The 10,723-nt window shown below is 70.1% G+C and carries 9 protein-coding genes; 3 read left to right on the top strand and 6 right to left on the bottom strand.

Annotation, left to right across the window (positions count from 1 at the left end):
- Nucleotides 1–1,003, bottom strand: a 1,003-nt coding sequence (locus ACFFNX_RS30525) for an ATP-dependent helicase (RefSeq protein WP_378209328.1), incomplete at its 3' end; no start/stop codon positions are given.
- A gap of 187 nt (nt 1,004–1,190) precedes the next feature.
- Between ACFFNX_RS30525 and ACFFNX_RS30520 the strand changes: the two genes are divergently transcribed.
- The gene (locus ACFFNX_RS30520; RefSeq protein ID WP_378209327.1) at nt 1,191–1,676 is read left to right on the top strand and encodes a VOC family protein; all 486 of its coding nucleotides are present in this window, start codon (nt 1,191–1,193) and stop codon (nt 1,674–1,676) included.
- A 498-nt stretch (nt 1,677–2,174) separates the two neighbouring features.
- Here the strand turns inward: ACFFNX_RS30520 and ACFFNX_RS30515 are convergent, their stop codons facing one another.
- Genes ACFFNX_RS30515 through ACFFNX_RS30505 form a run of 3 tightly spaced genes read right to left on the bottom strand, consistent with a single transcriptional unit; the run spans nt 2,175 to nt 4,568 of the window.
- Nucleotides 2,175–2,474: an MGMT family protein gene (locus ACFFNX_RS30515; RefSeq protein ID WP_378209326.1), complete on the bottom strand. Its 300-nt coding sequence runs from the start codon at nt 2,472–2,474 to the stop codon at nt 2,175–2,177.
- Nucleotides 2,464–3,714 (bottom strand): S8 family serine peptidase, encoded by a 1,251-nt coding sequence (locus tag ACFFNX_RS30510; RefSeq protein ID WP_378209325.1) that lies wholly within the window; start codon nt 3,712–3,714, stop codon nt 2,464–2,466. Before ACFFNX_RS30510 ends, ACFFNX_RS30515 begins: the two co-directional genes overlap by 11 nt.
- A 20-nt stretch (nt 3,715–3,734) precedes the next feature.
- On the bottom strand, nt 3,735–4,568 hold the full coding sequence (locus ACFFNX_RS30505; protein WP_378209324.1) for a hypothetical protein: 834 nt from the start codon (nt 4,566–4,568) through the stop codon (nt 3,735–3,737).
- A gap of 491 nt (nt 4,569–5,059) precedes the next feature.
- On the opposite strand from ACFFNX_RS30505, the gene ACFFNX_RS30500 reads away from it, so the two are divergent.
- Nucleotides 5,060–6,847 (top strand): HNH endonuclease signature motif containing protein, encoded by a 1,788-nt coding sequence (locus tag ACFFNX_RS30500; RefSeq protein WP_378209323.1) that lies wholly within the window; start codon nt 5,060–5,062, stop codon nt 6,845–6,847.
- A gap of 474 nt (nt 6,848–7,321) precedes the next feature.
- On the opposite strand, the gene moeZ is transcribed toward ACFFNX_RS30500, so the two are convergent.
- Entirely contained in the window at nt 7,322–8,500 is a 1,179-nt protein-coding gene (gene moeZ / locus ACFFNX_RS30495; RefSeq protein ID WP_378209322.1) for an adenylyltransferase/sulfurtransferase MoeZ, read from the bottom strand.
- Between the two features lie 209 nt (nt 8,501–8,709).
- Here moeZ and ACFFNX_RS30490 point away from each other — a divergent pair, with 209 nt between their 5' ends.
- Nucleotides 8,710–8,904 (top strand): CsbD family protein, encoded by a 195-nt coding sequence (locus tag ACFFNX_RS30490; protein ID WP_378209321.1) that lies wholly within the window; start codon nt 8,710–8,712, stop codon nt 8,902–8,904.
- A gap of 659 nt (nt 8,905–9,563) precedes the next feature.
- On the opposite strand, the gene ACFFNX_RS30485 is transcribed toward ACFFNX_RS30490, so the two are convergent.
- On the bottom strand, nt 9,564–10,481 hold the full coding sequence (locus ACFFNX_RS30485) for an alpha/beta fold hydrolase (RefSeq protein WP_378209320.1): 918 nt from the start codon (nt 10,479–10,481) through the stop codon (nt 9,564–9,566).
- Nucleotides 10,482–10,723 lie beyond the last annotated feature (242 nt).

Raw genomic sequence — 10,723 nt, 5'->3', positions numbered from 1 at the left:
GCTCGCCGGCCAGGGCGCCGATCGGCAGCCGCCCGGCGACCCGGCGGGACGCCTCGAGGATCGGCGGGCTCATCCGGCGGCAGGCGCGCAGCGAGACGACGGGAGCCTCTTCGCCGGTGAGCGTACGGAACCGCTGCGGGAACTCCAGGATCCCGGTCACGTCGGCGCCGCGGAAACCGTAGATGGACTGGTCGGGGTCGCCGACGACGATCAGCTCGGCGCCGCCTCCGGCGAGTTGCCGCAGGAGGTGCTCCTGAGCCGGGTCGGTGTCCTGGTACTCGTCGACGAGGATGACGTCGTACGCCGAGCGCTCGCGCCGGCGCACGTCCTCCAGGGTCAGCAGCCCGGCGGCGGCGCGCACCAGCTCGGCGTAGTCGTAGGCCATCACCGGGTCGACGTCGAAGCGCTCGTCGTAGCGGTGCAGGAACCGGCCCGCGGCGTACCAGTCGTCGCGGCCCCTGGCGCGCCCGAGCCTGACCAGCTCCTCGGGGCCGAGGCCCCGCTCGCCGGCGCGCAGGATGAAGTCGCGCAGCTCCTCGGCGAACCCGCGGGTCTTCAACGTCTCGTGCAGCCGCCGCGGCCAGACCCGCGCGCCGTCGGCGACCTCGCCCTGGAGCAGGCGGCGCACCTCCAGCAGGTGCTCGGGCCCGGACAGCAGCCGGGGCGGCGCCTCGTCGGCGAGGACGGCCTCGCGGTTCAGCAGGGCGTACGCGTAGGAGTGGAAGGTCAGCGCCAGCGGCGTACGCGTGGTGCGGCGCAGCCGGGCCGTGATGCGCTCGCGCACCTCGCCGGCCGCCTTGCGGCCGAAGGTCAGGACCAGGACCCGCTCGGGGTTCACCCCGCGGTTCTCGATGCGGTCGACCACGGTCTCCACGATCGTGGTCGTCTTGCCGGTGCCGGGCCCGGCCAGCACGAGCAGCGGCCCGCCGGCATGCTCGACGACCCGCCGCTGGTGCTCGTCGAGCACGGGCGGGAGCGCCTGCGCCGGTCCGGCGCGTCGCACGAGTCGGTAGGAGGCTGCTGACACAACATTCGATTCCAGCAGATGATCGGGACTGCACTGGCCAAGACGCACGCATGTCACGAATGTTGCCGTTGATTCTTCTTCGTTCCGCCCGATGATCGCCCAGGTACTTGCCCGGGGCGGCGCCGATGATTTACTTTTCAACTATCGGCCGGAGGTGAGGGACTTGATCGATCTGGACGCCATCGCGGCGGAGCGGGCCCGTCTGCGACAGGAGCACCTGCACGCCGAACGGCCGCCCAGCTCGGCGCGCGGCCTGCACCACGCGGCACTGCTGTCCTCCGACGTCGAGCGGACGATCCGCTTCTATCAGGACCTGCTGGAGTTCCCGCTCACCGAGATCGTCGAGAACCGCGACTACCAGGGCTCGAACCACTTCTTCTTCGACATCGGCAACGGCAACCTGCTGGCCTTCTTCGACTTCCCCGGCCTGGACCTCGGCCCGTACGCGGAGGTACTCGGCGGCCTGCACCACGTCGCCATCTCGGTCACCCCGCGAACCTGGGAACGCCTGCGGGCCAAGCTCGACGCGGCCGGCGTGCCGTACCAGACGGAGAGCGGAACCTCGATCTACCTACACGATCCCGACGGAGCGCGACTGGAACTCCTCGCCGATCCCCTCGGCGAGATGTACGGCAGCAAGGTCGTGTGACGCAAAGCGCCTCTTCGTGCCTTCGCCGGACAACTTCGCCGCATACCTTCGCCGACCGGTTATCCACAGCCGACGGAAGAAGCCTTCCCGACCGGAACCACCGCGCTGGACAATGGAAGTGGGCTGGCGCCCCCTGGGCGGGCGGGGAGTGTCCACGGCACGCCGGGCGCATCTGCGGGAGAGCTGTCTGCGGCGGGCCACGCATACCTGCGACGCCACACCCCTGTAACCGACCGGGCGCCCGCAGAAACCAAGCGCATCCACGACGGGGCCCGCCCTGCGGCAGGCCGAACACACGACCCCCCCGCAACCAACCAGACACCCACAGAAACCAGACACATCCACAACAGAACCCACCTACGGCGGGGACAGACACAACACCCCTGCAACCAGCCAGGCCCCTACAAAAACCACCACGTCTCCGGCGGGACGTGTCTACTGCGGGCCTGACACATCCGCAGGGCGAAGTCCCCGTGACCAGCCCAAACGCCTGCGGGGCTAAACGCCGTCCCAGCGGGCGCGGCGCATGTCGACGCGTTGGCCGCGTAGCGGGGTGCCCTCGGCCTCGTAGTGGCGGTACGCGTGCTCAACGTGGCTCATCGGCAGCGAGCCGTCGGCGCGGATCACCCGCCACCACGGCACGCCGCCTCCCCACACCGCCATCACGCGGCCGACCTGGCGGGGGCCGCCCTCGCCGAGGTACTCGGCGATGTCGCCATAGGCCATGACGCGGCCGGGCGGGATCCGCTCGACCAGGTCGAGCACCCGCTCGGCGAACTCCGTCGGCTCACCCATCATGTCCGGCCTCCGCGTCGGCGTTCCCACGGCCTCGGATCCGCAGGATGAGAAGTGTCGTGGTGATCAGCGCGCCGGCGAGGCCGAACAGGGCCGCGACCCCGATCCAGCCGCCCAGGATGATCAGGCCGGGTGGGTGGTGCTCGACCTGCACCGGGTCGATCGGGCCGCTGTCGAACCGGCCGGGAGTGTCGGTCGTCGCGTCGCGGTAGCCGCTCAGCTTGGCCGCCGCGGTGAGGGCCGCGGCCGCGTCCACCTCGCCGAACCCGACCAGCTCGTCCCAGCCGCCCGCCGGGCGGTGGCGCGCGCTCGTACTGATCGCCTGGGCCACGAGGGCAGGCGCCATGTTCGGATATTTCGCCCGTACCAGGGCCGCCACGCCGGAGACGATCGCGCCCGCCTGGCTGGTGCCCTCGCCGACCCAGTAGCTGTCGCCCGGTCCGGCGCCGACCACTCCCGTGCCGGGCGCCGCGACGAGCACGCTCGCGTTGCGATCGGAGAACTTGGCCGGCGTGCCGTGACGGTCGACCGCGGCCACGCCGATCACCCCGGGGAACGCCGCCGGGTAGGACAGCCGGACGATCCCGTTGCGGTCGACCTTCTTGGAGCTCTTGGAGTCGCCGTCGTTGCCCGCCGAGGCGACCACGACGATGCCCTTCGCGATCGCGTACGCCACGGCGGACCGCTCCGGCTCGGACGCGTTCGGGCCGCCGAGCGACATGTTGATCACGTCGGCGCCGTGGTCGGCCGCATAGCGGATCGCCTTGGCCAGCGAACTCCGGTATTCCGGTCGGTCGCGGAAGGTCTTGTAGCCGGGCTCGTCGGGGTCGGCGATCGTACGGACGGACAGGACGTGGGACTCGGGCGCGATCCCGATCATCCCGGCGCCGGAGCCGTGCCCGTGCCCGGCGATCAGCGAGGACATCCACGTGCCGTGGAGCCGGCCGGGCTTCGGCGCGACGGAGTGGATGAGGTCGGGGCCGGTGGTGACCGACCCGGCCAGGTCGGGATGCGAGCCGTCCACGCCGCTGTCGAGTACGGCGACGGTCACGCCCTTGCCCTTGGTGACCTTCCAGGCGTTCCCGGCGGAGACCGCGTCGAGCACCCACTGCTCACGGTCGCGGATGTCGTCCGCGTGTGCCGTACGGGGGCCGCAGAGCGCGGGACCGGCCGCCGCCGTCAGGGCCAGGACGAACGCGGTCGCCCGCCGCAGGGAGCTCCCGGGCACCCCATGCCCTGCCACGCGGGTCCCCGTACGGCGCCTCAGCACGTCCACTCCCGTTTCTGCGAGCAGTCGGGCTGGGCGCGTTGCGCGAGGGCGTCGACGATGTTGCCGCCGATCTCGGGTACCAGCAGGAAGGCGGTGGTGTGCTTCTTGCGCACGGCCGCACCGGGCCGCCCGTCGGTCTGCCCGGCGACGGTGAGCACGACGTACGGCCCGGCCTCGCCCGCGGCGGCGTACTGCCGGGAAGCGTCGTCGAACCGGGCGGCGATGGTCTTGGGGAAGGGCAGGGCGCGGAGGGTGTCGCCGGGATCGGTCGGGTCGGGCGGCATCAGGGCGTCCTTCGCGGCCAGCGCGGCGGACTCGTCGGTCACGGCCGCGACCCCGACGGTGAGGACGATGCCCTGAAGCTGGTCGACGTAGGTGGCCCGCAGCAGGGCGCGGCAGCCGTAACGCTTCAGGATCGCGGCGGACCGGACGGCGATGCCGCTGTCACACCCGGTGCCGGACGCGATCCCGACGCGCCGGGCCTGCTCGACGCCGCCCTGTTCGGAGGTGTACGGGACGGTTTCGGGAAAGATGCGCTCGGCCGGCCAGGTACGCCAGCGGTCGCGCACCTCCTGGGTGGCCGCCTGGTACATCTCGCCGGCGGTCGGTTTGCGGTGAAACTCCCAGTACACGCGTCCGGTGGCGAGGGCCCCCACGGCCAGGTAGCCGACCGCGGTGACGATCGCCACGACGAGCCACAGCCTGCGACGCGCGTGCCAGGGCGTGGGTTCGGGAGGCGGCTCCGGGAACTCCGCGCCAGGCCCGCGCCACGACCCGGACGAACCCGAGCCGGGGACGGGCCAGCCGGGCCCGGAGCTTTGCGCCATATCCGCTTAGGTTACTTGGCCATCCTGACGTTCCCGGTCCCCGGAGCCGACCCGATTCGACCGGCCACAACCCTTTCGTACGCCCCGAACCCTCGTCGCTCGGCCCGATCCGGCCGGTCGCCTCGACAGGGTTCCCGGAAGGGCGCCGAGGAGCCGGGAACAGCCTTATGGCGAAGAATTTGCCGCCCCGTGCCGAGGCGCGTACCGAAACATTCCATACCGAAGACGACCCTCCCGACGCCCTTACGTACCGCTTTGCGTCGGTCAGCGCCTTGACGGTTTCAACAGCCGCTCAGCACGAGGTCAAGCTTGAAATAAAAACGTTTTTGAATTGTCCCAAAATGTCTCTGGGCTGAGTCCAGGATATTCGCTACTGTGTTCGAGTCCGGGATCGGACTGGCGAATGGGGGAAGCGAATGAGCATCGCTACGCACATATCGCCCCCTTCGCCGATATCACCGCAAGAGTCCGCTGGATTCGATGTCGGTGAGTTGTCCGACCATGAGCTGGTCGAGACGATGGTGGCGGCGCGGCGGCTGGCCTCTCAGATGCAGGCGGTGGAGCTGGCGGCGGTCGCGGCACTGGTCCGGCGCCGGTTCGCCGAGGGGGCGGGCCGCGGCACCAACGGTGTCGTGGAGGCGCTTTCCCCCGCCGACTACGTCTACGACGAGGTGGCCGAGGCGCTGACGCTCACCGCCACCGCGGCCGATGGATTGATCCGGTTCGCCACCGAACTGACCGAGCGGCTGCCCGCCACGTACTCGGCACTGGCCGCCGGCGACATCGACTACCTCAAAGCACGGACGATGTGGCACGCCACCGACCAGGTCGACGAAAAGCTCGCCCGCACCATCGAAGCCAAGGTCCTCCCCAAGGCACCCGAACAGACCACCGGACAGATCCGGGCAAAGATCCGCCGACTGATCAAAAGGCTCGATCCCGAGGAGGCGGACCGACGACGCGAAGAGGCGGAGAAACGCCGAGGCGTCGAGCTGATCGAGTCCGAGGACGGCACCGCGCACCTGAGAGGTGTGGACCTGCCCGCCGACGCGGCCAGTGCCGCTTACGGCCGCGTCGCCGCCATCGCGACCGGCCTCAGACGCGACGGCGACGACCGCACGATCGGCCAGCTCCGCGCCGACGTGTTCCTGGGCCTGCTACGAGGCACGTTCACCACCAGCGAGCCACCCGCCGACCCCACCGACCGCCCCGCGAGCACCCCTGCCGCAGGCAACCCCGGCTGGACCGCGGTCGACGACGCCATCGCCGACATCATCGCCGAAACCGCCCGCACCGAACTGACCACCCTCACCCACGCCCTCGACGCGCCGCACCTCGCCACCCACCCCACCTCCGCCGCCGTCGAAGACCTCATCGCCAGGGCCGAAGCCCGCATCAGCCACTCCCTGACAGACCACCCCACGACCGACAAACCCACCACCAACCGACCCATGACTAGTCGCCCCACGACCGACCGCCCCATGACCAACGGACCCACAACCGACCGCCCCGTGACCGACCGGCCCACAACCAACCGCCCCACAGCCAACCGGCCCATGACCGACCGATCCACAACCGACCACCCCGTGACCGACCAGCCCACAACCGACTGGTTCCTGGGCAGCGGGAGCCTTAAGGGCCGGTCTCTAACTACCGCCACCGGAACTTTTCATGAAACCGACTGCGACTCTGAGTTCTCCATCGCTCGGGCCGGAACGCGCGGCAGCGGGCCCTCGCTCGACCCCACCAGCGCTCTCGGCGAACGGCACCGTGACGTCGGCTACCTCATCGCTCAAGCCGGAGCCCGCATCAAACGATCCCTGACCGACCTACGACATCGCTGGTGCGTACCTGGCCCCGCTCCCGGTACTGCCCCCGCCGCCGCTTCGGGTGGCGGCGCCCGGCCTCCCGACGCAACTGCCACCGAGAAGGTGTCCGACCGTGGAGCCGGGCCCGCCCCGGGCGGTCAGGTGCGCTCCACGCATGGCGTTGCCGGTTACCGGCCGTCCGCCGCCATGCGCCGTCTGATCGAACATCGCGATCGCCGATGTTGCTTTCCCGGCTGCCGCCGCCCCGTCCAGCACTGCGACGCCGACCACACCACGCCGTACCACCGCGGTGGCCCGACCTGTACCTGCAACCTGGCGATGCTCTGCCGCCGACACCACCGGGCGAAACAGACCATGGGCTGGCGCATGGAACACCTGTGGCCCGGCGTCATCCTGTGGATCACCCCGACCGGCCGCTGGCGGATCACCGCACCCGCCGACCGCGAATAACCACCCCACACACCGGCCATCCGCACAGCGCTCTGATCCAGCAGACACTGCCGAGGTCGGCTGTGCTCCGGCCCACGCCATAAGGCCGTGCGTCATCCGAGGCTGTTCACCGACCGAGGTCGCCTTGCCGAGCGGCGCCCCGGCGAGACGCACGCCCCATAAGACGCCACGGAGGTCCTCACGGCCCGACCTCCCGGCAAGTGGCCGCCGAGATCTCCTGGCCGCCCGGCGAAGGTCGTCAGACGACCCGGCCGCCCAGCGACTGGCCGTCCGAGATCCACGAGCCGTCCAAGATCCACGGACCGTCCGAGATTCATTGGCCGCTCGGGGAAGGTCGCCACCGCCGTAGGCGCGGAGCCGGGCGAGGCCGCGTGCCTGATGCCGTGTCTCGGGTCTCGGGTCTCGGCTGAAAGGACAGCCGCGCCGGGACGTGGGGGTGGGTCCACGTCCCGGCGCGGCCGGGAAGGAGGTGCGTCAGTACGACGGCAGGGACGGGTCGATCTGGTTCACCCAGGCCAGCACGCCGCCGCCGAGGTGGACCGCGTCGGAGAACCCGGCGCTCTTGACGATCGCCAGGGCCTCGGCGCTGCGCGCGCCCGACTTGCAGTGCAGGACGACCTTCTTGTCGTGCGGGAGGCGCTCCAGCGCCGCGCCGGACAAGAACTCGCCCTTGGGGATCAGCGTCGCGCCCGGGATATTGACGATCTCGTACTCGTTCGGCTCGCGTACGTCGACGAGGAAGATGTCATCCGACTCGAGCATGGACTTGAGCTCGGTGGCCGAGATCGTGGAGTCCTTGGCGGCGTCGGCCGCCTCGTCGGAGATCGCGCCGCAGAACGCCTCGTAATCTTCGATCAGCTCGGTGATCGTGGGGTTCTTGCCGCAGAGCGGGCACTCGGGGTCCTTGCGGACCTTGACGCTGCGGTAGGTCATCTCCAGGGCGTCGTAGATCATCAGGCGGCCGACGAGCGGCTCGCCGATGCCGGTGAGCACCTTGATCGCCTCGTTGACCTGGATGGAGCCGATCGAGGCGCACAGCACGCCCAGCACGCCGCCCTCGGCGCACGAGGGCACCATGCCCGGCGGCGGCGGCTCGGGGTACAGGCAGCGGTAGCACGGGCCGTGCTCGGCCCAGAAGACCGACGCCTGGCCGTCGAAGCGGTAGATCGAACCCCAGATGTACGGCTTGCCGAGCAGCACCGCGGCGTCATTGACCATGTAGCGCGTGGCGAAGTTGTCGGTGCCGTCCACGATCAGGTCGTAGCCGGAGAAGATGTCCATGACGTTGTCGTTGGACAGCGGCTCATTGTGGACGATCACCTTGACGAGCGGGTTGATCTCCTTGATGGAGGCCGCGGCCGACTCGGCCTTGGGGCGACCCACGTCGGACTGCCCGTGGATGATCTGGCGCTGCAGGTTCGACTCGTCCACGACGTCGAAATCGATGACGCCGAGGGTGCCCACGCCGGCGGCGGCGAGGTACATCAGCGCGGGCGAGCCGAGGCCTCCGGCACCGACGCACAGCACCTTGGCGTTCTTCAGGCGCTTCTGCCCGGCCATCCCGACGTCCGGGATGATCAGGTGGCGCGAGTAGCGCCGGACCTCATCGACGGTGAGCTCGTCCGCGGGCTCGACCAGGGGTGGCAACGACACGGTGTCTCCTGTGCGTGCTCGGGATTGTCCGAACGGACACTGGTGTCCTCCATCAGTGTCCTATCCAGGCGACAACTCTCCCATACGGCCTGTCATTCCCGGTGCGCGGCCTCGGCAGCTCTCGCCATCGGTGGTGGCCGTGATCGGCATAGATCGCTAAATAGCGGGCACATCGCAGCCGTACGACGTTCAGCGAGGAGATGCCAGAGATGAGTCTCATAGACAAGGTCAAGAACAAGCTGCAGATGGCCAAGGGCCACGGCAAGCAGGAGGCCGGCCGGATGACCCGTGACCGGGACATGGAGGCGCGTGGGCGCGGCGACCGTGCCCAGGGCGGGGCCAAGCAGGTCGGCGAGCACCTCAAGGACATGGGCAAGGACATCCGGAAGACCTTCCGCAAGTGACAGGCCGCAAGTGACAGGCCGGACCCCACGCCCGGCGACGCGCCGGGCTCCAGGATCGGCTACCGGCAACGAACGGTGCCCGCGCGACGGGCGCCGTTCGCTTCTCCGCCCAGCCACGGGAGCACGGGAGGCAGCCGCCGACGGCTCCGGCCAGGGCCCGTCTCAAAACTCTCGGCCGTAGCGAACGAACGGCGTTCAGAGGGCGCCTAGGTAAGGCGGGAGGCAGCGCCGTCGGCTGAGGACGACGCGGCGAGGCGCCTGGGCATCGGGCCGTCTTGCGCCAGTGGCCCACGCCCGATTGCCATCTCACCCGAGAACGGCACAGCCCCCGAACAGCGGGCCGCCTCACTCCATGTCCTTTCAGCCGAGACCCGAGACACGGCACCAGGCACGCGACCTCGCCCGGCTCTGCGTCTACGGCGGTGGCGACCTGCCCCGGACGGCCAGTGAATCGGACGGCCCGTGGATCTTGGACGGCCAGTCGCGGGACGCCAGGCCCTCCGATGGCCTTCCCCTACACCCACACCGGCCAAGAACGACACAACCCCTGAACCGCAGGCCGCCCTACCCCGGCAACCCACACCCCGATCGCCTACACCCACACCAGCCGACAACGGCACAGTGGCCCGCCGCAGGCGCATCCGCCGAGACAGGCTCCCTTAACCCGCGGCGGAGGTCGTGTCCTCGGAGAGGGCGATGTCCTCGATCATCGCGCGGAACTCCCGGGCGACGATTTCCGGGCGTTCCATCTGTGCGACGTGTCCCACCTCGGGCAGCACCACGACGCGGGCGCGCTTGAAGACCCGGCCCGCGCGTGCCGCCATCCGTGGGTCCACCAGGCGGTCGTGGCGGCCGTAGATGAGCAGCGTCGGCGCGGTCACCCGTGCGGCGTACCGCCACAGTGAGCGGCGCACGTACGCGTTGACGATGCCCCGTGAGGAGGCGATGAGCGCCTCGGCGTTGTGGGTGAGCTCGTCGCGGCGGCGGACGTCCTCCACGAACTCCATCAGCCGGTCCGGGTGCACGCCCGTCGGGTCGGCGAAGCACATGTCGAGCGTCCCCTGCACCCGCTGTTCGGCCGACAGCAGGGTGAACCGGCGGACCGCCCACGGGCCGAAGCCCGGCATCGTGGCGGCCAGGATGCGCGCCGGGCCGTACCGCGGCCGCAGGTCGGGCAGCGCCGGTGAGATCAGTGTGAGGGTCTTCACCAGGTCCGGGCGGGTGCCGGCGAGACGCGTGGAGATCGCGCCGCCCAGGGAGTTGCCGAACAGGTGCACGGGGCCGCGGCGGCGCTTCTCGATCAGGCGCACGACGGCGTGCGTGTGCGCGTCGATGGAGTAGTCGCGGCCGGGCGGAGGGGGCGAGTAGCCGAAGCCGGGCAGATCGATCGCCTCGCAGGCCAGCTCGTCGGAGAGCAGACCCATTAGATCGGTCCAATTGGAGGCCGAACCCGCTAGTCCGTGCACGAAGATCGCCGGCTCGGCGTCGGCATCGTGCGCGGGCGCCGTCCGGGTGAAGACCTCGATGTCACCGAGCGAGGTGAGTTCGCCCGGCCAGGCCGGAATCGGAGCACTCATATGAGAGAAAACAATACGCGCGCCGATTCTGTGCCCTCGCCCACCTTGACCCGATCTTGGACATAGTCAGGGCCGCCCACCAAAGAGTGAGCGACCCACGCTATGACCTGCGATGATAATCCTTACTGGCCCTGACTCGCCGACGGCGTGGCCTCGCGGCGCGGGCGACGGGACGGCCGGTCGTCACGGCGCGGACCGCCCGAACGGCCCTCGTGCTGCCGCACGCGCGGCGCGCCGTCGTG

This window comes from Actinoallomurus acaciae (assembly GCF_042429965.1).
GTDB lineage: Bacteria > Actinomycetota > Actinomycetes > Streptosporangiales > Streptosporangiaceae > Actinoallomurus > Actinoallomurus acaciae.
This window is presented reverse-complemented; position numbering and strand designations above follow the sequence as displayed.

Coding starts and splice junctions, on each gene's coding strand:
- ACFFNX_RS30515 (WP_378209326.1), bottom strand. CDS start 2,474: ATGATGGGTGAGCCGACGGAGTTCGCCGAGCGGGTGCTCGACCTGGTC.
- ACFFNX_RS30505 (WP_378209324.1), bottom strand. CDS start 4,568: ATGGCGCAAAGCTCCGGGCCCGGCTGGCCCGTCCCCGGCTCGGGTTCG.
- ACFFNX_RS30485 (WP_378209320.1), bottom strand. CDS start 10,481: ATGAGTGCTCCGATTCCGGCCTGGCCGGGCGAACTCACCTCGCTCGGT.
- ACFFNX_RS30490 (WP_378209321.1), top strand. CDS start 8,710: ATGAGTCTCATAGACAAGGTCAAGAACAAGCTGCAGATGGCCAAGGGC.